Here is a 24,335-nt window from a genome sequence, read left to right as displayed (position 1 = left end):
CTCGCCTCGCTGAACGAGTCGTCACCGCCTCGACAGATAGCGTGACCCTGTGGAACCGGGGACACGGGCCGTCGTCAGCCGTTCTATCGGATAGTAATGGGGTATTACCCCGCTTTTGGACCCGATTACCAGGAGTTGGGTAGAGAGTAACACATGTATACCAGTCTTAAAATTACAAACCATTAAGTGTCTGAGCTTCGGTAACTTGGACGCACTCGGGGGCTCGCCCCGGTGGGCAAATCGGAGAGAGATCATCCGGAATCGGATCGGCCCGGTGTGCGTCGCACCGATGGCGCGTACTACTCTCGGCGTGTAACGCCGAAATACGAACTGACGGTCACACATCGTGCGGCCGTGAGGGGGTCACAAAATGAGCGCACAGAATACAGCACCACAACGAAGCCAGGAATACGACGTCGACTCAGAGGACGTAGAGAACGAAAGCGAACAGACGGAGACGACAGCACCCGCCGAACCCGAAGAGCTGTCCCTCGACCTGATATTCGAGGTCCTGAAGAACCGACGTCGGCGTGACGTCATCCGATATCTCGAAGAACGGGGCGAGCGAACGTCGCTCAGCGACCTCGCCGAGCACGTCGCCGCCCTGGAGAACGACACGACGACGCAGGCGCTGACGTCGAGTCAGCGCAAGCGCGTCTACGTCGGCCTCTACCAGTGCCATCTGCCGAAGATGGACGACATGGACATCGTGAACTTCAACCAGGACCGGGGCTACGTCGAGCTCGGCGCCAACGTCGACCAGCTCGACCCGTACCTCGACCCCGTGACGACGGACGAGCAGCGCTGGCACACCTACTACCTCTGGCTCTCCGGGCTCGGGGTCGGCGCCATCGCCCTCTCGCTCGCCGCCGGCCTGACCGCGGCGCTCACCCAGGTGCTCCTGGGCGCCGTCGTCGCCGCCTATCTCGGCCTCGCCGCCTACCAGACGTACACGGCCTCGGCCGACGAGTAGCGTCATCAGGCTCGCCCCGTCCTTTCCTCGAGATCCGACCACATCCCGGCCTCGAAGGGGGCCGTTGTCGGAGGCCGGTCGGTCGTCCCGCCCGGGGCACGTGGAACCGCGGCGTCCGCCCTCGAAGCGTCTCCTGTCCGACCGCGCTCTGGGGACGGCCCTCTGTCTCCCAGGGCGCCCACTGTCCGCCCGCCTCCGGATTCGTTCCGGACGCCGTCCGACTCCAGACCACCGACGCACCGGTTCGACGGCCTGTGACGGCCCAGCGTCGCGGGAGGACAGTCTCTCCGTCCTGCCGACCCGGTGGGAACGGCGGGATCCAGTCCCCCATCTTAACTGACACCAGTAGACATATTGAGTGTCGGGCGCTCGTTTCGTTTACAGTTTATTCCATGGATGGAATTCTCCTCGAATACGATGCCAGGGTAGACCAGTACTACGTCGATATGCCGCTCGACGGGTCGTCCGACGTCGGCAGGGCGGTCGTCGTCGCCATCGGAGAGATACTCGACCAGGACCCGGTTTCGCTGCCGCCGCTCGGTGAGGTCATCGACACGGAGTCCCTGACAGCGGTCTTCGATGGACGATCGGCCGAATCGGAGAGCGACGCGTCCGTCTCCTTCGACTACAGCGGCTTCGCGGTGACCGTTCACTGCAGCGGCCGTATCACCTTCGACGAGAGACGCTAGCCCCGACCGCGTGGGAACTCGAACGGTGAGTCTGGTCGTTTCGGCGGGGGAAATACAGTCGTTTCAGCGGAGGAAATACAGTCGTTTCGGCGAAGGGAGTCTGGTCGTTTTGCGGGTCGACCATCGTCTTTCGTTTCGGCGGTCGGTCGGCGTGCTGAACCCACCCCCCGTGTGCGAAATGAAATGTGTACAGAACCGCCGATACAGAGGTTTTGGTGGCGGTTTTCAGATCGGAATATCCGAACGAGAGAATCTGAGTAGGAGTGGTTTACGGCAAGAGAAACGGCCTCCTACGGGTCCACAGGGCACGTTGGGACAGCTCCGAGTGCACCTGGCGACAGGTCCAGAAACCGTGCACGACCGAACGGCGGTCACTTGCTGAGGAAGTCCGCGACCTGCGCGTTGACGACGGAGCGAACCAGGTCCTCGTCCGCCTCGAGGTCGGAGAGACGCGAGTCCTCGCGAAGCGTCTCGGCGACGACGTCGGGGTCGTCGGTGAACGTGTACTCCTTGTGGACGCCCCGGCCGAACCCGCGACTCCGCCGTTCGGACGTGACCATGCCATAGGTGTCGAGTTCGTTCATGTACCGCAGGTAGGTGTCGCGGGACTTCTCGTCGGTGTCGAGCAGGTCGGTGAGGTACTCGTACACCGCGAAGCCGACGGTCCCCGGGACCGAGTCGATGTCCTCGTCCGCGTACACCTGCACCGCCGCCGTCGCGTACAGCGAGAGCTTCTTCTGGGTCGAGAGGCCCTCGATCTGGGTGAGCGTCCGGTCCTTCTCGAACTCCTCCTGGGCGTTCCGGGCGTGGGGCTCGGTGACGACGTCGGCGTCGTTCCGGTTCGCGATCTCGCCGGCCTTCCGGAAGAGGTCGATGGCCTTCCGCGCGTCGCCGTGGCTCTGGGCCGCGAACGCGGCGATGAGCGGGATGACGTCCTCCTTCAACGCGTCCTCGCGGAACGCGTCGCGCCGACGCCGGAGGATCGACCGGAGCTGGTTGGCGTCGTAGTCCGGGAACGCGACGTCCTGGGGGTTGAACGAACTCTCCGCGCGCCCGTCCAGGTCCTCCATGAACCCCGGGTCGTTGGTGAGCGCCGCGACGGAGACACAGCCCTCTATCTTGCCGAGTTTCTCCGCTCGCGAGAGCTGGTAGAGGAGACGGGAGTAGGCGGGCTCCTCGTCGGTTCCGCGACGACGACCGTGGAGGAGGTCGATCTCGTCGAGGATGATGATGACGGAGTCGAAGTTGTCGTTGATCAGCTCGTAGAGCCGGTCGAGTTTCTCGTCTGTGGAGATGCCCTTGCGCGGGACGCCGGGGTCGATGCCGATGCTGTCGGCGGCCGTCTCCACGAGCTTGTACACCGCGCGATCGTGAGACTTGATCGTCTGGCAGTTGATCTCGACGACGCCGAAGCGCTGGCCGTTCGAGTCGGATATCTCGACGATCTGTTCGCAGACGGCGTTGATGATGAGCGACTTCCCCGTCCCGGATGGCCCGTACAGGAGCATGTTTGGCGGCCGGTCCCCCTGGATCGAGGGGCGGAGATAGGTGATGATGTCGTCGAGCTGGTCGTCCCGGCCGACGATGCGGTTCTCGTCGATGATGGTGTCGGGCTCGACGAGGCTCTTGTCCCGGAACACCGACTTGTGCGTCCCGGCCTGGAGCCGTTCCTGGATGGACTGCTGGTCGTCGTCGACCGAGACCTGTTCCTCCCCCTCAGACATTGGAGAGTACTGGTAGTGGAAAGTATAAAAAAGTACGCCAACCGTGTGCGATGGCAAATATTTCTGAATCCGACACCTCCGGGCCTCTATCCCCCGTATAGGAATTCTTACAATACACCGCGAACGAGTTCAGGAATTACCGCCAGCCCGCCGGGAGGAGTTGTGCCTGGCTGGGGACACACCCCGTGTGCGAAATGAAACCGCGAGGAAACCGCGAGGAGTTCGACCGCTAGCGAAGTATCGCCGGAGAAACGGTTGCATCGCCGGAGAGACGGTTGCCCACCCCCCGTGTGCGAAATGAAATGTGGCGTTTACGGACATCTGAGGTGGGAAGAGACGACCGGAACGATCCGTCGAACCCAATCTGGATCCGGCTGGGACCGATTTTCGGCCAGTCGGGATACGACATCGCCCGGATAGTCTCGATCGAGTGGGATGGTTCGAGGGGGGATCGAGCGAACTGGGGGTGATTCGAGGAGAGTCGAGCGAACTGGGGGGACTCCAGGGGGAGGGGACACACACCCCGTGTGCGAAATGAATTCGGCGGAGAGGTGTGGTGGTTCGAACGAGGCAGCAGTGGGTCAGTCGGAACGACGCACCGTGGAGCGGCGGGACAGCATCTCTTCCGGATGTTTTGGCGGGTTTTCTCGATATCCAACTAGGAAATGGATATTTAGTTAACAGTTGTTGTGAGGTGATGTCCTACGGATATGGTTAGACACCCCCGTAAATAAACTTTTCTCCTGTTTGGAGTTTCCATCGCAGGGGTCCCCCCTCGACTGCGTCTTCCCTCGAAGTTCATCGGCCGAATCCGATACCCTGACGCTCGGACGCCGTCTGATCACCCGCCCACGCTATTTTCCCGTTTCATTTCGCACACGGGGTGTGGGTGTGTTTTTAAAACCCTCTTCTCGGGGATTCCCGTTCCATCCTCCTATTCGAGAGACAAGTGAGGATCGGGCAGAACAGTCCCTCTCTATGGGAAGCTCGAAGATCCCTCTAGAAATCATTTCGCACACGGTGTCCCGTCCCGGCTTGACCTCCAGGATCGGTCGACGTCTCTCGAACCCTCACCTCCACTCGGGAAACGTCCACGACTCGTGAGAAGTCGACGGGGACACACACACACCTGATTCCGAGTTAGTCGGGTATCGAGCGAGGGGGAGGAGTCGAGAGCGGCGTGAACTAACTCGGAATCAGGTGTGTCGATACTAGTTACTAGTTTCTAGAATAGGCTAGAAGAAGAAACGAGATAGAGGAAACGACGAGTACTAGAGAACGGGTACTAGAAAACGAGTACTAGAACGAGTACTAGAGAGTTAGGAGAAAGAACGAGGAAGACGACAGAACCAGACGGGGTGGTCCAGGTCGCACTCGGGTACGAACGAGTAGACCGTTTTTGGCGGCGTGTTCTCTCCGACCTTTCGTACCTTCTTGCCTGCTACTCTTCCCGCTCCCTTCACTACTGCTCTCCCTCTCCCTCGGCCGAACTAACTCGGAATCAGGTGTGTGTGTCCCTCACCGAACTCTCCTTCCCTCCAGACGTTCCCTTCCGAAATCCAAATATGGCGGGTAGAACGAACGAGATGGTCGCTACCGGACGCTCGGCCGTTCGGCCGTCCGGCTCCCTCGCATCTCGTTCGTTTGACCGTCGCCGCCGAGCCGACCGGGCTACTAACTCGGAATCGGGTGTGTTGATCAGAACAATCCTCTCTGATCGGCTTCTCGTCCGGTGAATACTAACTCGGAATGAGGTGTCTCTCTCCTCGCCCCCGTCTCGAAAGCCGTTCGGTCGGTCGATATCTAACTCGGAATCGGGTGTGTCGTCCACCTTCCCGGGGAGGGAACGCGCTCCGACTATCTACCGGCCGTTCGATTCACCTTCACACGATCACGTCCGGTTCACCCGATCAGCTATTGGTCCACATCTCGTCGGGGTGGTCGCTCGGTGTTCCCATCGATTCACCGCCGTCCCGGTAGACTATGGGATGCCCGCACACAGCCGCTAACTCGGAATCAGGGGGGTGTCAACCGAATTCGTAGTTACCCAGAAAACCGCTGTACTGGCTCTGGATCGGCGCGAGGGAGGGGATCTAACTCGGAATCTAGTGGTAACGTTTTTGAATGTGGTCGTGGATAGCGTCTGTATGAACGAGGGGAGCGACGGGGGATCCGGGGGTGACAACCTCTTCAGCGACGTGGACGCTGGCGGCGGGAACGACGTCTTCGCGAACCGTGAGCTACTGAACATCGACCACGTCCCGGACCAGAACCGGATCGTCGGTCGCGACGACCACATCCGGGAGCTGGCCAACGAGGTCGGTCCGGCCGTGACGGGCGTCCCGCCGAACTCCGTCATCCTGTACGGCAAGACCGGGTCGGGAAAGTCACTCGTCGCGAATCACGTCATGGAACGCGCTCGTGACGAGGCCGAGCGCCGTGGCAATCGCCTCGCGACTGTCACCGTCGATTGCGCGCAGGCAAAGGGAGAGGCGGACACCATCCAGACGGTCGCCGACAGCGTCAACCGCCCGGGCACCGGCGTCAAGGTGCCGACGCGCGGTATCTCGACCAACGAGTACTACAACCGACTCTGGGAGATCTTAGACCGCGAGTACGACGCCGCGCTGATCACGCTCGACGAAGTCGACCGGCTCGGCGACGACAACGTCCTGATGTTACTCTCACGTGCCCGCGAGGCCGGGAAAGTCGACGTCCCCATCGGTATCATCTCCATCTCGAACAAGGTCAACTTCCGCGAGCAGATGACCGAACGCGTCAAGAGCAGCCTCGGGCACAACGAGTTCATCTTCGACCCCTACGACGGCGAGCAGCTGCGCCAGATTCTCGAAAACCGCAAGGACGCGTTCCAGGAAGGGGTCCTGGAACCGGGCGTCATCCCGAAGACGGCGGCGCTCGCGGCCCAGCGACACGGGGACGCACGCAAAGCGATCCGCCTCCTTCGTCACGCCGGCGACTACGCCAAGAACAACGGCGTCGGCGAGGTCAGGGAGGACCACCTCGAACTCGCCCAGGAACAGGCCGAGGTCGAGCGTCTCAAAGAACTCATCGCCGGACTCCCACCCCACAGCAAGTACGTCCTCTACGCGCTCGCCAACCTCACGTCGAAGACGCCCGACGACCGCGACTGGTTCCGGACCACCGTCATCTACGACGTCTACCGGAAGGTCTGCGAGTCGGAGGGAACGGACGACCTGACGACCGACACGGTCCGCGGGCTCCTCAGCGAACTCGCCTTCCTCGAAGTCACCGAGTCGAACCAGGAACACGGCGGGATGGGGAAGGGGACGTACAAGGAACATCGGCTTCTCTGGGAGCCCAGCGTCGTCTTCAAGATGGACCCCGACCCCGCGCGCGTCGACGTCGATCAGTGACGCGATAGACGCCGATCGCCCCGGTCGACCGTCGGTTCGCTACTCGCCGCCGTGCCCGCCTCGTTTCCATTCCGGGTGGCCGACGACAGTCACGCTATCGGTTCCGGAGAGGCCGTGCTCACCGGATTCGTCCCGTTCCCACTCGAGGCGGGCCTCGGATTCGTCACCGTCGAACCCGGCGTGCCAGGTTGGGAACAGCAAGAGGAGGTCCTCTCGTCCGTCGCCGTCGACGTCCAGGGGATAGCCGTCGTGGACCGGTCGTGCACCGCCACCGTCGCTGACGACGTCTGGTGCTCCGAACCGGTACCGAACCGGTTCACTCGTCGGGTCGAACTCGTCCGTCTGGCCGACCGCCACCGGGACGAAGCCGTGTCCCTGCTGCGCGATCCGGTTCTCGTCACTGTGCGGTTTGACGTCGACGGAAAGCTCGTCCGGGTAGTGTGCAGCAGCCTGGCCACTGAGCGCTGGCACTGCGACTGCGGCGGCTGCCGCGCCGGCGCCCAGCCGGAGTACGTCCCGCCGGTGTTTCGAATTCGATTCGCCCTCCTCTCGCTCGCCGCCTCGTTCGCTCTTCATGTTAGACAAATAATAAGCCACTGGGATTGAAATTAATTTTTCTGGTACAATCGACGAAACGTGCCCCAACTGTACCTATCGGGGGGACGCCGCCGATGCCACTGTATCACGACTAGAGGCAGTTTCACAGCCGCGCCATCGTTTGTAATGGGTGTTACAAACGATCGTTTGCAACGACTATTTGCATCGACTCCTTCGACCTCGTAGCGTGAACTCGTGAGAGCTGCCCTCGACACTCCCCGCTATCGAGACGGTGCTCCCTCCCGTGTTATCCGCCTCATCCGCGCTCCACTCGCAGACGACCAGGACTCGGATATCGCCATACGATCTGATTCGTGTTCACTAACAGTGACGACGAGATGAGGGATTCACCACGCGTGCGCGCTTCTCCCGTCCGTGTCGGATCTGGATCCGAACGACCTTCGATGGCCGAGGCGGGATCGTGCCGAGTGAACTCTCGATCCGGGTGGAGACGTCCGCCCTCGAAACGCGTCGAACGTATCTCACGAACCAGATCAGCTACCTAAAATCCGGCGCTTAAACCGGGAAAGGAATTGTTTGAGCGGTGTTGACGATTTCAATACTAAAACTTGGCCGGGATCGATACGAATCAGCCGAATACGTTCATAGACTACTCTTCATATATTAATAAACAAATACCGTGAAACATGCTTCTACGAACCCGTAACGGACGAATCGCCAATTATTGGTATGCAATTTAATCTGAATTATCATGAGTGTGCCCTCATTATCACAAAATTTTGATAAGTTTTATAACTGGTTATAGGGAGATGTACTTCCGAATCAATGCGGAATACAGATCAGGATGATCAGGAAACTGATCGTCTTCGGGTGGGGCGTCGTCCGTTCCTGCGTTCGATAGGAGCAGCCGGCGTCGCGGGTGGAATCGCAAGTTCGGCGACCGGAATCGCGAGCGCAGCGACTCCGGACACGTGGGATACGGGTGGTGATCCGTACTACCAGACGCTCGTCGACGATCTCAAGAACGGACAGGGGCTCCCGGAAGCGGAGTTCGTTTTCGCCGACAACGAAGCCGATACGTGGAGTAGCGATAACGTTTCCGCGTATATTAGCGGAAACGGAACGGTAGACCGTTCGCTCGACGTGAGTGGTGACGACGTTCCGTTCACGCAGGCGACCCGGTTCGATATCACGTCGTCTCCCGAAGCGAAGACGAACGTCGCATACAAAGCTGATGTTCCCGATACCGTTGCATCGGAAATTCAAGAGAACGATGCGATGCTCGCAGTTGTCTACCTCCGGGCCCCAGCGGGCAACGTCACGGGCGAATTCTACGCGTCCAACTCCAACAATATCTCGCTGTGGCAACCCGACATCGGGGCCGAGTGGCAGCGATACTATTGCCCAATTGAATATGCGAGCGGTTCCGGTCAGAACGTACAGTTCTGGCTCGGGTTCGACCAGCAAACCGTCGATGTCGGTGGGTTTGCACTCCTGAACTTCGGCCAGAATGCTGCTTACGGGGATCTCCCGCGTGGACCCCAAGGAACCTTCGTCGATCCGTACTACGACCACCTGACTGACGACCTGAGCGAGATGGGCCTTCCCTCGGGAGAGTTCGTCTACGGTACGAGCGAAACGGCTGCGCGAAACACCTTCTACGAGACAGCCGGAGACTTCGGCTCGGTCTCATCGATCGACGTGGCTGCGGAGGGCGCCCCCTTTGCGGAGGCGAGGGCGTACGAGATCACGTCGTCGCCTGCCAATCCCTGGGACGTTCAACTGTACGCTACGCTCCCTAGAGCGGTCTCTGCGGGCGACGTCATGCTGGGTGTCGCATACCTTCGCTCGCCGTCGGATAGTCCGATTGCCGAGTTCCACGCGGTCGACAGCAACGACAGCGGAAACCATAATCAGGGACCGACATCGCCGACGATTTCCTCCGAGTGGACGCGCTACTACTTCCCGATAGAATTCGGAACGGACTCCGATGCCGACAATGCATACGTCCAGTTCCAGCTCGGATTCCAGCAGCAGACAGTCGAGGTCGGCGGCGTCGCACTGATCGACTTCGGTCAAGATGCCGACGTCAACTCGCTCCCAAGTGGTGTTCCAGGCAGCGGCGGCGGCGAGGACATCACCGAGTGGCCGGCCGTCGACGACCAGTACTACTCGACGCTGGTCGACGACCTGAGCGCGATGGAACTCTCGCCAGGGAAGTTCGTCTACGCGAACAACGAAGCGGACACGTTCGCGGCGTACGACGTCGACATGGGCGAATACGGTGACAAGACGCGCCCGCTCGACGTCAGCGGCGATGGTGTCCCGTTCTCGGAGGCGGCCCGGTTCGACGTCACCCAGAACCCCAGCAACGATTACGCCATCTCCTTCAAGGGCGAGGTGCCTGAGCAAGCGATTTCGAGCGGGGACGTCCTGCTCGGTGTCGCGTACCTCCGGACGCCCAACAATTCACGCGCCGATGTCACCTACAAGACGGGGTACTCGGCCGATTCGTCCGCCGACTTCACCGTGAAGAACAATCCCTCGGTCGGCCAGCAGTGGAAACGGTACTACTTCCCGATCGAGGCTGGTGACGCGTCCGACCCGACGGCCGAGGGCGAGTCCTGGTGGACCGAGTTCTGGCTCGGTGCTGACGTCCAGACCGTCGACATCGGTGGCCTGGCACTGCTGTACTTCAGCCAGGACCTCTCGACCTCCGACCTGCCGGTCTGGGAGGACGAGCGAAACGAGAACTGGGAGGCGAACGCGGACGCACGCATCGACAGCATCCGCACGACCGACTTCTCGGTGGACGTCGTCGACGGCGACGGCAACGCCGTCTCCGACGCGGACGTCCAGGTCGCGATGCACGAACACGAGTTCGACTTCGGGACGGCGCTCGACGCCGCCCACCTCGTCGAGAACACGGAGTCCGGAGACACGTTCCGGGAGAAGATCCCACACCTGTTCAACACGGTCGTCCTCGAGAACGCGCACAAGTGGCGGTTCTGGGAGGAAGAGAAGTACACCGCCGACTACGGGACCCAGTGGGCCATCGAGAACGGACTCGACGTCCGCGGGCACGTGGCCCTGTGGGGCGACGTCAGCAACTGGGCGGTCCCGATGGACGTCGTGCGAGCGATGGGCGTAGAGTTCGAGGACGGCAACGTCACCGACCCCGAACTCGACCCCGAATACGTCGAAGAACGCACGCACGAGCACCTCGAGGAGATCATCCAGTATTACGGCGACTACATCGACGACTGGGAGGTCGCTAACGAACACATCCACAAGCCGGGCCTCCTGGCCGCCATCGACGGGAAAGACGTCGACGACGCGGGCCTGCTCGAAACGCCCGACGGCGACCACGCGTACCTCACCGCAGACACGCTGGCGTCGTGGTACCAGACCGCCCGCGACGCCGCGCCGGAGGGCACGTCGCTCGCGGTCAACGACTACAGCGTGCTGACCGGGAACTACGGCGGCAAGCAGACCAAGTACGAGTCCCAGATCGAATTCCTCGCGAACCAGGACGCGGGCCTCGACATCGCCGGGATGCAGTCGCACTTTAGCGACGAGTCCACCACGCTCTCGCCGGTCAGGCTCATGGAGACGTTCAACCAGTACGCCCAGTACGACGTGGACCTCCGGATTTCCGAGCTGGACATGACCGACGGCGACTGGTCGGACGAGGACAAGGGAACCTACTTCTACCAGTTCCTGAAGATGGCGTTCAGCCACGAAGCCGTCGCGGAGTTCGACGTGTGGGGGATAAACGACGCCTACCACTGGCGGGACGACGCGCCGTTCTTCGACGCCGAGTGGAACCCCAAGCCGGCGCTCGCGAAGTACAAAGACCTCGTGTTCAACCAGTGGTGGACGAACGAGACCGGCGCGACGGACGGCGAGGGCTCGCTCGCCGTCTCGGGAGCGTTCAAGGGCGAGTACGCGATCATCGTCACCGTCGACGACGAGGAGACGACGAAGTACGCAACGGTCTCCGACGACACGGGCACCGTCGAGGTCGACGTCTCGACGAGCTACGAGCCGCCTGAGGAGCCGGACGTCGACCTGATGGACGCGTACCGCTCCAGTTCCGACGACGACGATGACCACGACGATTCACGTTCCAGCTCCGACTCGACGGCGACGCCGACGGCGTCGCCAACCCCGACGGCGACGTCGACTGCCACCGAGGAATCGACTGCGACGCCGTCGCCGACTCCGGGCGGCGCGCCGCCGGCCCAGGAGACCGACGAATCGACCGCGACCGAGGTGACAGACGAGTCCGGCCCCGGCATGGGCGTCGCCTCGGCCGTCGCCGGCCTGATCGGCGTCGGTCGGTATCTGACCCGGTCGACGAGCGAGGAAGAGGAGAACTGACGGCCCGGCCGGCCCCGAACGGAACGCTCCATGATCCGGGGCCGCCACCGCTCTCACGGGAGTCGACGCTCGGCGCCCACGCCGGTTGCTAATTCGTTCCCCCTTTCGCTCCTCTTCTCACCGGCCGGTGTTTCATTTCGCACACGGGGTGTGTGCGTCGTTCACGACGGTTCGCTTCACGGCGTTCCGTGACCCGGGAACGCGACTCACCCACGTGGACTATCGGTGTCCGCAGCGTAGTCGCTCGCATGGCGACTGTACTGGAGTTCACCAGCCCGGCCGACGAGTTCCCGCTGGGAACGATCTTCGAGAACCTGCCGACGGTAACAGTCGAACTGGAGCGGCTCATTCCCCACGAGACCATGATCATCCCGTACTTCTGGGTTCGTGGCGCGGACGCGGTCGACGTCGAAGCCGCCTTCGAGGCCCACGCCGGCGTCGTCGATGTCGAACGCATCGACAGCGTCGATAGCGAATATCTCATGCGTGCGGAGTGGGAGTCTGAGTACTTCGGCATCCTGAGTGCACTCGCCGAGGCGAGCGTCGTCGTTCTCACGGGCGTCGGGACCAGCGACGGCTGGGACTTCGAGGTTCGCGGGGAGGATCGGGCGGCGATCAGCGAGTTCCGAACGCTCTGCCAGGAACACGACATCCCTATCGAGATTACCGCCGTCCACGCGCTGCTCCCGGTCAAGGGCGACGGCATCGAACTGACGGACGCCCAGCGGGAGGCACTGGTGCTGGCGTACGAACGCGGCTACTTCGACTCACCCCGCGAGACGACGCTCGACGAGATGGCGTCTGAACTCGGGATCAGCCAGCAATCGCTCTCCTCGCGCCTCCGTCGCGGTCACCGACGCCTCATCGGCGGCACGCTGGTCAACTCGTAGCCTGGTGAACTGTCGACCACTCGTAAAAACCTCCTGTATAATCAGGGGAGTTCATCAACCGCGTTCGGTCTCTAAGTACAGTAGATTCCTTTGATCGCCACTTATCCGAATACCGAACTGGAGTCGCTGACGTTCGACCGCGACTCGGGGACGTACAGGGCGGAGTTCGACCAGCAACGTACCTCTGCGAGTGCGGCAGTCACCGCGTTGCTGTCTGCGGTACGGGACTGCGCCCCGATCGAACTCTCACCGCTCTACGAGTCTGTCGACCCGGACGCCCTCGACTCGCTCACCCGGGTTCGGAGTGGCACCAACGGTGACGTCACGGTCTCGTTTACCGTCGGCGAGGACGAGATCACCGTGTACAGCTACGGGACGGTCGCAGTCACGTCTTCGAACGCCGATGGACTCGAACGCTCGACCGAACAGCCCGCGCTCGACTGACCGCCCGACAGACTAGACGCCGAGCCACTCGTCGTCCCGGACCTCGTAGCCGTTCGACCGGCAGAAATCCGCTGCTTCGCGGCGCACTGCCCGGGATCCGGGTAGCTTCTCCTTCTCGCGGATCTGCTCGACGATCCAGTCGCGTATGACCCGGATTCCCTCGTCGTCGTCGTCCGCGTCGATTGCCGCGAGTTCCCGGAACGTCTTCTCGTAGGCGTCGCGCTGTGACCTGCCGAGGTCCGCGCCGGACAGTCGGTCGGTGGCTTCGACGACGCGTTTCATGGCCGTCGCGATCGTCGGTCGCTGGACCCGGATCCGGACGTCGGTGGGCGCCGCGAACGTCTCCGCGTCCGAGTCGGGGACCAGCTCCGCGACCGCGTAGCTTTCGTCGGTCGCGTCGACCTCGCGGTCGCCGATGGCCGCGACGACGTCTGCCCCCGTCGCCGGGAACGACACCGCCTCGAGGTCCGACTCGACGTCGTCGAGGTTCGCCTCGTCGACCGGCGGCTCGGGTTCGTCGCCGCGTTCCAGCTCGGTTTCGATAGCACGCTCCCGCTGGCGCCGCTCTTCGTCGTCGGCCTGTTTGTCTCGACCCGATTTGTTATCTGCCATTCTACATTTTTGGCACCGGAGCCGGATAGACCTGTGGTCGCTGGTGGACGTTTGGCGTTCGGCTATCGTCGACATCCCGGCCGGAATCGGCTCGCTCAGCCCCTGAGCGCGTCGACCGGGCGGTCGTTGGCTGCCTTCCAGGCCGGGTAGAGCCCGCTCAGCAGGCTCGCGAACACCGCGAACCCGAAGCCGTAGAAGAGGTACCGGAAGCTGGACCAGCCGAACACGAGCAACGCGTCGTCGGCGATCAGATCGAACATGAGCATGCCGACGCCGAGCGAGACGAGGGCGCCGACCAGCCCGCCGATGACGCCCAGGAAGGCGGCCTCGGTGAGGATCATCCGGAGGACCTCGCCGCGACGGATCCCGACGGCCCGGAGGACGCCGATCTCACCCCGGCGTTCGATCGTGCTCATTAGCATGACGTTGAGGATAGCCACGCTCGCGACGACCAGCGATATCGATCCGATCCCCAGCAGCGCCAGGTTGAGCGTGTTCAGGAACGAGTCGATGTTCTCCTGGACGCTGGCGAAGTTGGTGACGCTGATCACCTCTTCGTCCCCCTCGTTGAACCGCTCCTCGAGGCCGTCCGAGATGGCGGTGGCCTGGTCGCCGTCCGACGCCTCGATCGTCACCGAGTCGTAGTACTGCTGGTCGGAGAGCGCCGAGAGCGGCAACACGAGTTCGTTGCCGCCGCCCCCGAACCCCTGGCTCGAACCGATGAGCCCGCGGATGCGGTAGAGGCGGCCGTCGTACTCGACGGGGTCGCCGATCTCGAGCCCGAGCTGTTCGGCCGTACTGGCGCTGATCAGCGCGCCGGACTCCAGGCGGTCGGGCGAGTCCCCCGTCGTCACGTTGTACAGCACGTTCGCCTGCTCTACCGCGGTGACGCTCACGAACACCTCCTCGCCGCTCCGGGAGGTGAGCCTCGTCGAGTTGGTCTTCTGGGGAACGACGGGCGCGTCGCCGGCGATAGCTCGCATCTCGGCGACCTGGTCGTCGGTCAGCCCGTCGGTCTCGCTGTCCTCGCCGATCCGGACCGTTACCTCGCTCGCCAGGCCACCCAGGTCCGTCGTCGCCTGCTGCTGGATGGCGGCGCCCGCCATGCCGAGCGACGCGATGGCGATGACGCCGATGACGATGCCGAGCGCGGCCAGTCCCGTCCGGACCCGGTTCCGGCCGAGGTTGCGCCAGGCCATCAGGGCGCTGGGGAACCGCCAGAGGACGTCCGCGACGCTCACGCGGGGACCACCTCCTGGATCACGCCGTCGACGATACGGACCGTGCTGTCGGTGTACTCGAGCATCTGCTCGTCGTGCGTGACCGCGACGATGGCGACGTCCTCCTCCTCTTTCAGTCGGGTCAGCTCCTCGAGGATGGTCTCGCCGGTGTCCTGGTCGAGGTTCCCCGTCGGCTCGTCGGCCAGCAGGATGTCGGGTTCGTTGATGAGCGCGCGAGCGATGGCGACGCGCTGTTTCTGGCCGCCGGAGAGCTGTTTCGGCGTGTGGTCGAGCCGGTCGCCGAGGCCGACCCGCTCCAGCAGGTCGATGGCCCGGTCGTGCCGGTCGACGCTGGTGTCCCACATCGAGGGCAGTTCGACGTTCTCGGTCGCGGTGAGCATCGGCAGCAGGTGGAAGTCTTGGAAGACGAAGCCGATGCCCGACCGGCGCTCCTCGGTGAGTTCGTCCTCGCTGAAGTCGGTCACGTTCCGGCCGTCGAGCCGGACCGTCCCCTCTGTCGGCGTGTCCAGCAGGCCGATGATGTTGAGCATCGTGCTCTTCCCGGAGCCGGACGGTCCGATCACGGTGACCATCTCGCCGCGGTCGGCCTGGAAATCGACGCCCTTCAGCGCCTCGATTATCTCCTCGCCGCTCTTGTAGCGCTTGACGACGTCCTCGAGTTCGATGACGTTCATCGTCGCCAGAGGAACACCGCGACGCCGGCCACCGCGAGGATCACGAGGACGACGCCGATGGGAAGCAGCGGGAGGCCGCTCGAGCTGGGCTGTTCGTCCGGTCCGCCGGTCCCGCTGGCGGGGTTCTGCCCCTCGCCGCCGGGCTGCCCGTCACCACCGGTGGCGGCGCCGGCCCCACCGCCGGACCCGACGTTGACGTCCTGCGTCGTGGTCACACGCTCGCCGTCGACGATGTAGGTGATCTCGATCGGGACCGTCGACGTCCCGGCGTCGACCTCACCGGTCAGCTCGAAGGTCGCGAACTCGCTGGCCTCGATGGCGCCGATGAAGTACTCGCCCGACGGCGCCACGGGGCGCACGCCGCTGGCGTTCGGGATGCTGACGAGCACGGACTCGGTGTCGGTGCTCCCGATGTTCGCGGCGTCACCCTCGACGGTGACACGCGACCCGGTGCGCGTCGTCTCGACGCCGGTCAGCCGAATCTCGCCGTCGACCTGCTTGACGTTCTGCAGGTTGACCGTCTCTTCGGTGGTGTGGCTCTGGCCCGCCGCCGTGTAGGTCGCCGTGAACGTGACCCGGTCGGACGAGACGTTCTCCGTGTCGAACGTGGTGGTCTGGCTCGATCCCGGCGCCACGTCGAACAGGAAGTTCCGGTCGAATTCCTCGCCGTCCGCGCTCGCTGCGATCTCGACGTCCGACAGCTCCGTGTTGCCGAAGTTCGTCAGCGAGACCTCGGTGGCCCCCGACTGGTTGCCCGCCGTCCGCGTCGAGATATCCGCCTTGACGACCGGGTCCTCGACGTCGACGTACACCGGGTACTCGTAGGAGTTGTGGTTCCCGTCCTGGTCCCGGACGACGACGTGGGCGGTGAGGCGCTTCTCGCCGGCCTTCTCGAAGGTCGTCGTCAGCGGGATGGTGACCGAGCCGCCCGGCGGGACCGACCCGACGTCCTCGATCCGTTGTCGGGTGCTGGCATCGCCCGACGTCCGGAGGTAGATGTCGGTGATGTAGACGCTCCCGTTACTGCTCTGGAGGTTCGACACCGTCGTCTCCAGGGTGACGGGCTCGCCCGTCACGGTCTCGTTCGACGTCACCGACACCGACGAGATCTGGACGTCGGTCTGGGCGGCCACGACGGCCGTCGCGGCGACCCCCGCGCCGACGAGCACGGCGCAGACGACGAGTACTCGCAGGGTTCGGGACCTGGTCATCGGGCGACCCCGCTGGTGGCCGCCTCGCGGCCGGTCGCTGGTCGACGGCGATACCGACGACGAGGGAGGGGGCGCGCGGAGGACTGCCGGTTGCACGTTTCGCTATCAGGGCTCATACAGTGCCACTCGACGTGGAGCCATAAATGATATTCCAAATTCAACTGTGCCTGATCGGGAAGAAAGCTCGAACCGGACGCTGTCGGCACCGGCGGCCGGTGCGGCGTTTTCGGGCCCACTGACCCCCCGTCTGCGAATTGAAATCCGGACTCGATTCGGACTACTCTCCCCGCTTGCTTGCCTCGTCCAGCAGGATGACCGCGCCGCCCAGCAGCGCGACGTTCTTGAGGAAGTTGATCTTGTTCGCCTGGCGTTCCTGTCCCTCCATCGTCCAGAAGTCGTGGATGGCCGGCGTCGTCCCGAGGAAGAACACGACCAGCGCGCCGGCCGAGGCCCGCGGGAACTTCCAGAGCAGAATACCGAGGTTGGCGACCAGCAGCATGCCGGTGACGAACGGGACGGAGACGGCCGCCATCGGGACGCCCTTCTCCTCGGCGATGGCGACGCGCTTGTCGTTGTTCCGGAACCCGTCGACGGCCATGTACGCGAGGATACCGGCGTACAGCGCCCGGCCCAGTGCGGACGGCGGACTCCCGGCCGCGTCGGCGTCGGTCACGCCTCGACCACCCCGAGCCGGCTGACGTTGGCACTGACGCGCCCGACCGTCTCGTACTCCCCGTCGTCGGTCCGCCGCATGACCCGGCCCTCGACGTCGTCGCGCTGGTCGGGGACGTCGAAGAGCCCGGACCCGCAGATCACGTCGCCGTCGTGGACGGCCCACGTCTCGACGACCTCGTGGGGCTCGCCGGGGTAGGCGACGCGCTCCCAGTCCCGGCCGAAGTTCGTCGACTCGAACAGGGCGACCCCGTGCTCGTCGTTCACCCAGGCGGGCGGGGCCTCCTCGCCGCCGCCGAAGAAGACGGTGCCGTCGTGGACGAACACCTCCCTGATGTAGGAGAAGTCGGTGCCCCCGTCGATCCGGTCCCAGGAGTCGCCGGCGTCCGTCGTCCGCCAGAGCCCGCCCTCGCCGACCGCGTGTCCGAGGCCCAGGTTCTCCAGGTCGTGGTCGAGATAGCCGGTCGCGGCGAGCCAGACGTCCTCCGAGATGGGGAGGACCTGGTGGACGTCGTCGACGATGGCGTCGCGCCGGTCGACCCACGTCCGGCCGCCGTCGTGACTCAGGTGGATCCCGCCCGCCTCGACGCCGGCGATCAGCGTCTCCGGTCGCCCGGGGACCGTCTCCAGCGCCCGCAGCCGCGCGTAGTGGGGGTCGATGGGCGACTCCCAGTGACCCCGGGAGGGCAGCTCGCGGAACCCCTTCAGCTCCGACCACGTCTCGCCGTCGTCGACGGAGCGGAACAGGTAGGGGTCGTTCGTCCCGGCGTAGAGCGCGCCGTCGCTCGTCGCCAGGATGGACCACACCTCGCTCTGGCCGGCGTGCCAGAACCGGTCCCCGAGCGGGACGCCCAGATCCTCCCACGTCTGTCCGCCGTCGCGCGAGCGGTACGCCCCGGTCGAGGACGCGACGAACACGCCCTCGGTGTGGTCCCAGGACTTCACGGCCGTCACCACCTCGCAGTCGAGCACCTGCTCGGCCTCCTCGCGTTCGAAGGGCACGTCCGGAACCCGGAACAGGCCCTCGTCTGTCCCGATCAATAGTGTCATACGTGAACGTGTACGTTGCACTCCTAATAAGCGTTTACCAGACTGTAAAATCTAAGTGAGAGGGGCCGCAACCGGCACACGACGATTCACCCGCGCCGAGGCCGCTCCCGGCCCGGTCACCACTCCTCACCACCGACACTCCACCACCGACACTACTGCACCGACTACGCCACTCCACCGACGACGTTGCCGCACCACTGACACCATCCCACCAATGACGCCACCTCACCCCACGAAACGACCGACCGACGCAGCACACCTCGACGACGCTGTCGGCGACCAGGCCGACGACCTGCCCCGGGAACTGCTCACTCTCCCCTGGATAGACCCGCACAACCACGCACACACGCTCTCGTGGGCGGACCGGGAGCGGTACGCCCTCTCGGGGTGCCGGTCGATGCTCATGGTCGCGTCGGGCTACCACTGGACGCCGTACAAACCGGTCGCGGCCGACGACGTCCGGTTCCTCTGGGACGACGCGATCAACCGCCGGGGCGCCATCGAGCGGGACCACTTCTTCGAGGCCAAACTCGGCCTGGGAATCCACACCGGGGTCCGCATCGAGAACCCCGACGAACTGCTGGACGCGATGGCCGACTACTGCGAACTCGACGAGGTGGTGGCGGTGGGCGAGACGGGCGTCACGCCCTCACAGCACGTCAGTCGGTGGGATCTGGCCGGCCAGCGCGCCGTCGTCGGGGCGCAGATGGAACTGGCCGCCGACCACGACCTGCCCGTGATTCTCCACACGCCGAACACGACGACCGACAGTCGCCGCGAGTACCAGCGACCGCCGGGGACGCCGGGCTACGAGAAGAACGCCGGCCTCGGCCAGGACCCGGTGATCGACGCCGACAATCCCGCGCTGGAAGCGGCGAAGATCGACGTCGAACTCGCCGACGAGGCCGGGCTGGACGAAGAGCGAGTGGTCGCCTCCCACGCCGACCGGAACAACACCGAGTGGCTGATGGAACAGACCGACTGCTACCTGAGCTACACCATCGGCCACTCCTGGCTGATCGGGGTCACCGCCGCCGACGTCGCGAACGCCATCGACGAGTACGGCCCCGACCGGATCATGGTCGATACGGACTGTGCGAACGTGTTGCGGACCGATCCGTTCGCGCTGAAACGGGCGATCTTCGAACTCTATCGCTACGGCATCGACGTCGACGACATCCGGCAGGTGGTCCTGGAGAACCCGCGTGACGTGTTCGATTTCGAGGAGTAAGCTGTCGTCCGAGTCAGCCCACGGGAGGCCGCGACGGCTGACTTCGGTGCTCTAGCCGAACTCGCAGGGGTTCGTCAGTTCGCCCAGTTCCTCGATGCCGACGGTGACCTCGTCGCCGTCGTCCAGGAGCACGGGCGGGTCGCGGTACACGCCGACGCCGGGCGGCGTCCCGGTGAAGATGAGGTCGCCGGGTTTCAGGGTGAAGGCCTGGCTGCAGAAGGAGACGATTTCGTCGACGCCGAAAATGAACTGGTCCGTCGAGGAGTCCTGCAGGCGCTCGCCGTTGACCTCGGTCCAGATGTCCAGGTCGTGGGGGTCGTCGACCTCGTCGGTCGTCACGAGTTCCGGGCCGACCGGGGCGAACGTGTCCAGGCTCTTCCCGCGGACCCACTGGCCGTCGCCGTGTTGCAGGTCGCGGGCGGAGACGTCGTTGCCGACGAGGAAGCCGGCGACGTGGTCCATCGCGTCGTCGGTGTCGACCCGACGGGCCTCCTCGCCGACGACGATCACCAGTTCCGCCTCGTAGTCCACCTTCTCGGTGAGTTCGGGGTCCCAGCTGATCGGCTGGCTGGGGCCGTTGACGGCCGTCGGGAACTTCGAGAAGAGGACGGGTTCGTCGGGGATGGGGTTGTCGCCCTCCTCGGCGTGGTCGCGGTAGTTGAGGCCGACGCACACCACCTTCTGGGGGTCGCTGACGGGGGCGCGGCGCTCCACCTCGTCCGCCTGGTGGAGGCCGACGTCGTTCTCCTCGGCGTACTCGACGGCAAGCTCTACCTTGCGTCGCCACTGCCACGTCGCCAGCAGGTCACTCGTGCGGTGTGGGACGTCGATACCGGCGGCCGCGCCGGCCGTCGGCAGGTCGACTACCGTGTCGTCCGGCCGCAGGACGCCACACCAGGGCTGTTCACTCTCTGTCGTCGCGTATTGTCCGATGCGCATGTGTCTCGTCTCGGTCGTCGGTTCTCGCTCGGTGCTCTTCGGTATTGGGAAGTCGGTGGTCCGGTGTAGCGCCGGGCCGCAGCGCGGCGCGGTCTACAGGTCGATCCCCGCCTCCTCGATCAGCCGGTGACCGGACTCGACGAAGCGGTCGAACTCCTCGTCGACCAGCGGGTTCAGGAGTTCGCCGTCGCGCTTGACCACCTCCCCGTCGACGAGCACCGTGTCGATGTGGGAGGGGTCGGACTGGAACACGACGGTCTGGATCGGGTCGTGCGACGGCGCCGTCGTGAAGTCGTTCGTCCGCAGCATGACGACGTCGGCGCGTTTGCCGGGCGTGAGCGACCCGATCTCGTCTTCCAGGCCCAGGGCCTTCGCGCCCTCGATGGTGGCCATCTCCAGGGTGTCCCGGCAGGAGATGCTCACCTCGCCGACTTCCTCGTGGCCCTCGAGGACCGCCTGGTTGTCGAACATCCGCTGGAGCTGGAGCCCGAGCCGCATCTGCGAGCCCATGTCGCCGCTCACGGCGGAGCAGACGTCGACGCCCCACGCCGGTCGGCCGCCGGCCTCGAGGACTTTGTCCGTCACCGGGATGCCGTGGCCCATCTGCATCTCGACCTCCGGCGTCGACGAGAACGAGGCGCCGGCGTCGACCGCGAGCTGGACGTCCTCCTGTGAGAAGTGGTTCCCGTGGGCGACGTTGACGTCCGGGCCGAGCTCCTCTTCGAGACAGCCAAAGCCCTGGTAGTCCTCGCCGTAGACCGACGACGGCCACAGCGCGGCGCCCATGTGGATGGTCGCGAGCGCGTCCATCTCTCGCGCCAGTTCCAGGTCGCTCAGAGCGGTCTCGTCGACGCAGAAGTCCGGCCCCCGGAGCCCGAGCGCCAGGCTGAGCAGGTCGTCGTCGCTGATCTTCTCCTCGTAGAGCGCGCGGACGTTCTCCTCGGGGAGGCCGACGTCGCTCTCGAACCACCACTTGGCCGCGTCGTCGCCCGGCGGCCCGTAGGTGTACACCGTCCGCAGTCCGGCGTCCTTCAGCGCGTCGACGGCCCGTTCACCGTGTTCGAGCGAGTTGGGGTACGACCAGTCCAGGGCCGTGGTCGTCCCCGTGTGGAGTTTCTCCAGCGCGCCGAAGAGGCCCCCGAGGTACATGTCCTCGGGCTGGTAGAGCCCGGTGATATTCCCGAGCATGTGTTCGAAGTACTCTCCCATGAGCGACCAGTCTCCGGCGATGCCCCGTACCTGGGTCTGTGCGAGGTGGATGTGCGAGTCGACGAACCCGGGGATCACGATGTGGTCCGTCGCGTCGATGACCGCCGCGTTCGACGCCGAGAGCCCGCGCCCGATCTCCAGGATCTCCCCGTCCTCGATCAGGACGTCCGCGTCGTCGAGCTGGCCGATCTCCGGGTCCAGCGAGACGACCGTCCCGTGTTGTATGATGGTCTGTGTCATGGACAACTGTAATGATTGACCAGTAGGGTATAACTTTACCGGATGGTAAACTGGCCTCGTTCCGGCGTCGCCGCTGCGGCGTCTCGGCACGTCGCCCCGACGTCTCGGTCGCCGGCGCTTCCGCGAGCAGTCCTATTATATAGCTCTTGATCGGAGTAGTGGTATGAGCGAGCAGGACGGGGAGGCCGCCTCGAAGGACACGCGCGAGGTCATCATGGAGGCGACCTTCCGTGCGCTGCGAGAGCGGGGGTACGGCGACCTCCGGATGCGCCACATCGGCGAGGAGATGGACCTCACCAGGCAGGTGATCCACTACCACTTCGACGGGAAGGACGACCTGATGGCCTCCTTCCTCGAGTACATCGCCGAGCAGTACGAGGGGAGCGTCGAGGTGGCCGACGACATGGACCCCCGGGCCGAACTGGACGCCCGGATCGACCAGTGCCTGTTCGGCCCGGAGTTCGACGAGTTCACCCACTGGGACCGGATGAAAGTCTACCACGAGCTGTTCGCCCACGCCCAGAACGACGACCGACACCGCGACATTCTCGACGAACACTACGAGCAGATCAAGGGGAGCATCGTCGCGGTCATCGAGCGCGGCATCGACGAGGGCGCCTTCCGCGACGTCGACGCCGACCGCTTCGGCCAGCTAGTGACCGACGCCATCCACGTGGGTCGCGAGCGTCGCATCTCGCTGGGCCACGAGGAGGCCCCCGAAGAGGCCCGCGAGGCCATCGACGAGTTCATCCTCGACTCGCTGTCCGTCGACGAGTGACCTGGGTCGTCCCGCCCCGTCACTCGTCGCCGTCCTGGTCACCGAACGCGCCGGCGTCGGCCAGGGCGTCGATCTCCGCCTCGTCGTAGCCGAGTTCGCGGAACACCGCGCGGTTGTGCTCGCCGAGCAGCGGCGGCGGGAGGTCGAACCCGCTGTCGGCCTCGCCGTACCGGAGCGGGTGTTCGATCACCGGTATCTCCCCGAGCTCGGGGTGCTCGATCGACGTGATCGTCCCGCGAGCGTCGATCTGGGGGTTGTCGAGCGCCTCCTCGACGTCGTACACCGGGCCGGCCGGCACGCCGGCGTCTTCCGCGATGACCCGGATCCACTCCTCGGTCGTCTTCTCCCGCAGCGTCGACTCGATCTCGGCCTCCAGTTCGTCCAGGTGGTCGACGCGGTCGGCGTTCACTTCGAAGCGGTCGTCCTCGGGCAGGTCCGGGCGGTCGATCGCCTCGCACAGCTCCCCCCAGAGCTTCTCGTTGAGGATGCAGACGTTGATGTAGCCGTCCTTCGTCTCGAAGGTCTGGTAGGGGGCCAGCACAGGGTCCTTCGTCCCCATCCGCCGGGGCTCCTCGCCGGCGAACACCATCCCCGCCTGCTTGGTGAGCCACGGGAGCGTCGCCTCCAGCATCCCGAGGTCGATGTACTCGCCCTCGCCGGTCTGTTCCCGGCGATAGAGTGCGGTCATCGTCCCGAAGGCGGCCCACATCGCGGTGATCAGGTCCGTCATCGGCAGGCCGACCTTGACCGGCTGGCGCCCCTCCTCCCCGGTGACGCTCATGATCCCGCTCATCCCCTGGATGAGCAGGTCGTAGCCCGACCGCTCCCGCCAGGGGCCGGTCTGGCCGAACGCCGAGATGGCGAGGTAGACGAGGTCGTCGTTGTACTCGCCGAGGGTCTCGTAGTCGACGTCGAGGCGCTCGGCGGTCCCGGGCCGGAAGTTCTGCACGAACACGTCGGCTTCCGCGACGAGTTCGTAGAGGGCTTCCTTCGCCGCGTCGTTCTTCAGGTCCAGTTCGAGGCTCTTCTTGCCGTAGTTCAGCGACCAGTAGTACGGCGACTCGCCCTGGATGAACGGCGGCCCGGTATGGCGAACGGCGTCGCCGTAGCCCGGCTGTTCGACCTTGACGACCTCGGCGCCCTGGTTCGCCAGCATCGCGGAGCAGAACCCGCCGGTGACGAACGTCGAGAGGTCCACTACTTTCACGCCGTCCAGTATCTTGCTCTGGTCAGTCATGGTCGACCCCCGGTCCGGTGCCGGGTCGGCATTCTTGCATGATCGTTACTGTACTTACCGTCTGGTAAAACTATCGCCGGTGCCACCGTTCGTAAGCTATCGACCCGGACGCGACTGCGGGAGTCGATTTCAGTAGTGTTCCGTAACTGGGTTTCCAGTAGTAACTCCTATCGGGCACGGGGTCG

Annotated in this window: 19 protein-coding genes; 8 read left to right on the top strand and 11 right to left on the bottom strand. The window is 64.5% G+C overall.

Annotated features, from left to right (window positions below; all coding sequences use genetic code 11):
* Positions 1 to 370 precede the first annotated feature (370 nt).
* Together BM337_RS18110 and BM337_RS18105 are read left to right on the top strand one after the other, a co-directional pair.
* Entirely contained in the window at positions 371 to 973 is a 603-nt protein-coding gene (locus BM337_RS18110) for a DUF7344 domain-containing protein (RefSeq protein ID WP_089818565.1), read from the top strand.
* A 392-nt stretch (positions 974 to 1,365) separates the two neighbouring features.
* Positions 1,366 to 1,662, top strand: a complete 297-nt coding sequence (locus BM337_RS18105) for a HalOD1 output domain-containing protein (protein WP_089818563.1) — start codon at positions 1,366 to 1,368, stop codon at positions 1,660 to 1,662.
* 371 nt (positions 1,663 to 2,033) lie between these two features.
* Here BM337_RS18105 and BM337_RS18100 read toward each other — a convergent pair whose 3' ends face one another.
* Positions 2,034 to 3,386, bottom strand: a complete 1,353-nt coding sequence (locus BM337_RS18100) for an orc1/cdc6 family replication initiation protein (RefSeq protein WP_089818561.1) — start codon at positions 3,384 to 3,386, stop codon at positions 2,034 to 2,036.
* Positions 3,387 to 5,533: 2,147 nt separating this feature from the next.
* Between BM337_RS18100 and BM337_RS18095 the strand changes: the two genes are divergently transcribed.
* A complete protein-coding gene (locus tag BM337_RS18095) occupies positions 5,534 to 6,781 on the top strand; it encodes an orc1/cdc6 family replication initiation protein (RefSeq protein WP_089818560.1) in 1,248 nt (415 codons plus the stop codon).
* A gap of 39 nt (positions 6,782 to 6,820) precedes the next feature.
* On the opposite strand, the gene BM337_RS18090 is transcribed toward BM337_RS18095, so the two are convergent.
* Positions 6,821 to 7,357, bottom strand: coding sequence for a hypothetical protein (locus BM337_RS18090; protein ID WP_089818558.1), 537 nt, complete (start codon positions 7,355 to 7,357; stop codon positions 6,821 to 6,823).
* Positions 7,358 to 8,617: 1,260 nt separating this feature from the next.
* On the opposite strand from BM337_RS18090, the gene BM337_RS18085 reads away from it, so the two are divergent.
* The 3 genes from BM337_RS18085 to BM337_RS18075 all read left to right on the top strand — a co-directional run bounded on the left by BM337_RS18085 (position 8,618) and on the right by BM337_RS18075 (position 13,056).
* The gene (locus tag BM337_RS18085) at positions 8,618 to 11,722 is read left to right on the top strand and encodes an endo-1,4-beta-xylanase (RefSeq protein WP_177227676.1); all 3,105 of its coding nucleotides are present in this window, start codon (positions 8,618 to 8,620) and stop codon (positions 11,720 to 11,722) included.
* 248 nt (positions 11,723 to 11,970) lie between these two features.
* Positions 11,971 to 12,612 (top strand): helix-turn-helix domain-containing protein, encoded by a 642-nt coding sequence (locus BM337_RS18080; protein WP_089818554.1) that lies wholly within the window; start codon positions 11,971 to 11,973, stop codon positions 12,610 to 12,612.
* A gap of 90 nt (positions 12,613 to 12,702) precedes the next feature.
* Entirely contained in the window at positions 12,703 to 13,056 is a 354-nt protein-coding gene (locus BM337_RS18075) for a HalOD1 output domain-containing protein (RefSeq protein ID WP_089818552.1), read from the top strand.
* A gap of 12 nt (positions 13,057 to 13,068) precedes the next feature.
* Here the strand turns inward: BM337_RS18075 and BM337_RS18070 are convergent, their stop codons facing one another.
* From BM337_RS18070 to BM337_RS18045, 6 genes are all read right to left on the bottom strand, one after another.
* Positions 13,069 to 13,668 (bottom strand): DUF5789 family protein, encoded by a 600-nt coding sequence (locus BM337_RS18070; RefSeq protein WP_089818550.1) that lies wholly within the window; start codon positions 13,666 to 13,668, stop codon positions 13,069 to 13,071.
* Between the two features lie 95 nt (positions 13,669 to 13,763).
* Positions 13,764 to 14,909, bottom strand: coding sequence for an ABC transporter permease (locus BM337_RS18065; protein ID WP_177227672.1), 1,146 nt, complete (start codon positions 14,907 to 14,909; stop codon positions 13,764 to 13,766).
* The gene (locus BM337_RS18060; protein WP_089818547.1) at positions 14,906 to 15,583 is read right to left on the bottom strand and encodes an ABC transporter ATP-binding protein; all 678 of its coding nucleotides are present in this window, start codon (positions 15,581 to 15,583) and stop codon (positions 14,906 to 14,908) included. Before BM337_RS18060 ends, BM337_RS18065 begins: the two co-directional genes overlap by 4 nt.
* Positions 15,580 to 16,794: a COG1361 family protein gene (locus BM337_RS21675; RefSeq protein WP_245778699.1), complete on the bottom strand. Its 1,215-nt coding sequence runs from the start codon at positions 16,792 to 16,794 to the stop codon at positions 15,580 to 15,582. Before BM337_RS21675 ends, BM337_RS18060 begins: the two co-directional genes overlap by 4 nt.
* 277 nt (positions 16,795 to 17,071) lie before the next feature.
* Positions 17,072 to 17,467 carry a DoxX family protein gene (locus BM337_RS18050; protein ID WP_089818545.1) on the bottom strand — a complete coding sequence of 132 codons (396 nt, stop codon included), beginning with the start codon at positions 17,465 to 17,467 and terminating at the stop codon, positions 17,072 to 17,074.
* The gene (locus BM337_RS18045) at positions 17,464 to 18,516 is read right to left on the bottom strand and encodes a WD40/YVTN/BNR-like repeat-containing protein (RefSeq protein WP_089818543.1); all 1,053 of its coding nucleotides are present in this window, start codon (positions 18,514 to 18,516) and stop codon (positions 17,464 to 17,466) included. The genes BM337_RS18050 and BM337_RS18045 overlap by 4 nt, the downstream gene beginning before the upstream one ends.
* A gap of 214 nt (positions 18,517 to 18,730) precedes the next feature.
* Between BM337_RS18045 and BM337_RS18040 the strand changes: the two genes are divergently transcribed.
* The gene (locus BM337_RS18040) at positions 18,731 to 19,747 is read left to right on the top strand and encodes a TatD family hydrolase (RefSeq protein WP_089818541.1); all 1,017 of its coding nucleotides are present in this window, start codon (positions 18,731 to 18,733) and stop codon (positions 19,745 to 19,747) included.
* Between the two features lie 51 nt (positions 19,748 to 19,798).
* Here BM337_RS18040 and BM337_RS18035 read toward each other — a convergent pair whose 3' ends face one another.
* Positions 19,799 to 20,686 carry a fumarylacetoacetate hydrolase family protein gene (locus tag BM337_RS18035; RefSeq protein ID WP_089818539.1) on the bottom strand — a complete coding sequence of 296 codons (888 nt, stop codon included), beginning with the start codon at positions 20,684 to 20,686 and terminating at the stop codon, positions 19,799 to 19,801.
* Between the two features lie 93 nt (positions 20,687 to 20,779).
* The gene (locus BM337_RS18030) at positions 20,780 to 22,135 is read right to left on the bottom strand and encodes an amidohydrolase family protein (RefSeq protein WP_089818537.1); all 1,356 of its coding nucleotides are present in this window, start codon (positions 22,133 to 22,135) and stop codon (positions 20,780 to 20,782) included.
* A 163-nt stretch (positions 22,136 to 22,298) separates the two neighbouring features.
* Here BM337_RS18030 and BM337_RS18025 point away from each other — a divergent pair, with 163 nt between their 5' ends.
* A complete protein-coding gene (locus BM337_RS18025) occupies positions 22,299 to 22,913 on the top strand; it encodes a TetR/AcrR family transcriptional regulator (RefSeq protein ID WP_089818535.1) in 615 nt (204 codons plus the stop codon).
* Between the two features lie 19 nt (positions 22,914 to 22,932).
* On the opposite strand, the gene BM337_RS18020 is transcribed toward BM337_RS18025, so the two are convergent.
* Positions 22,933 to 24,150, bottom strand: a complete 1,218-nt coding sequence (locus BM337_RS18020) for a CaiB/BaiF CoA transferase family protein (protein WP_089818533.1) — start codon at positions 24,148 to 24,150, stop codon at positions 22,933 to 22,935.
* Between the last annotated feature and the right edge of the window lie 185 nt (positions 24,151 to 24,335).

The sequence above is a fragment of the Halomicrobium zhouii genome, assembly GCF_900114435.1.
In the GTDB taxonomy this organism is placed as follows: Archaea; Halobacteriota; Halobacteria; order Halobacteriales; family Haloarculaceae; genus Halomicrobium; species Halomicrobium zhouii.
Note: the sequence above shows the minus strand (reverse complement) of the source record. Positions and strands in the feature narration are given on the sequence as shown.

What these genes read in the sequence shown, in the direction of transcription:
- BM337_RS18060 (WP_089818547.1), bottom strand. Translation starts at nt 15,583, where the DNA reads ATGAACGTCATCGAACTCGAGGACGTCGTCAAGCGCTACAAGAGCGGC.
- BM337_RS18025 (WP_089818535.1), top strand. Translation starts at nt 22,299, where the DNA reads ATGAGCGAGCAGGACGGGGAGGCCGCCTCGAAGGACACGCGCGAGGTC.
- BM337_RS18070 (WP_089818550.1), bottom strand. Translation starts at nt 13,668, where the DNA reads ATGGCAGATAACAAATCGGGTCGAGACAAACAGGCCGACGACGAAGAG.
- BM337_RS18105 (WP_089818563.1), top strand. Translation starts at nt 1,366, where the DNA reads ATGGATGGAATTCTCCTCGAATACGATGCCAGGGTAGACCAGTACTAC.
- BM337_RS18110 (WP_089818565.1), top strand. Translation starts at nt 371, where the DNA reads ATGAGCGCACAGAATACAGCACCACAACGAAGCCAGGAATACGACGTC.
- BM337_RS18085 (WP_177227676.1), top strand. Translation starts at nt 8,618, where the DNA reads ATGCTCGCAGTTGTCTACCTCCGGGCCCCAGCGGGCAACGTCACGGGC.
- BM337_RS21675 (WP_245778699.1), bottom strand. Translation starts at nt 16,794, where the DNA reads ATGACCAGGTCCCGAACCCTGCGAGTACTCGTCGTCTGCGCCGTGCTC.
- BM337_RS18080 (WP_089818554.1), top strand. Translation starts at nt 11,971, where the DNA reads ATGGCGACTGTACTGGAGTTCACCAGCCCGGCCGACGAGTTCCCGCTG.
- BM337_RS18040 (WP_089818541.1), top strand. Translation starts at nt 18,731, where the DNA reads ATGACGCCACCTCACCCCACGAAACGACCGACCGACGCAGCACACCTC.
- BM337_RS18035 (WP_089818539.1), bottom strand. Translation starts at nt 20,686, where the DNA reads ATGCGCATCGGACAATACGCGACGACAGAGAGTGAACAGCCCTGGTGT.
- BM337_RS18090 (WP_089818558.1), bottom strand. Translation starts at nt 7,357, where the DNA reads ATGAAGAGCGAACGAGGCGGCGAGCGAGAGGAGGGCGAATCGAATTCG.
- BM337_RS18100 (WP_089818561.1), bottom strand. Translation starts at nt 3,386, where the DNA reads ATGTCTGAGGGGGAGGAACAGGTCTCGGTCGACGACGACCAGCAGTCC.
- BM337_RS18030 (WP_089818537.1), bottom strand. Translation starts at nt 22,135, where the DNA reads ATGACACAGACCATCATACAACACGGGACGGTCGTCTCGCTGGACCCG.
- BM337_RS18020 (WP_089818533.1), bottom strand. Translation starts at nt 24,150, where the DNA reads ATGACTGACCAGAGCAAGATACTGGACGGCGTGAAAGTAGTGGACCTC.
- BM337_RS18045 (WP_089818543.1), bottom strand. Translation starts at nt 18,516, where the DNA reads ATGACACTATTGATCGGGACAGACGAGGGCCTGTTCCGGGTTCCGGAC.
- BM337_RS18095 (WP_089818560.1), top strand. Translation starts at nt 5,534, where the DNA reads ATGAACGAGGGGAGCGACGGGGGATCCGGGGGTGACAACCTCTTCAGC.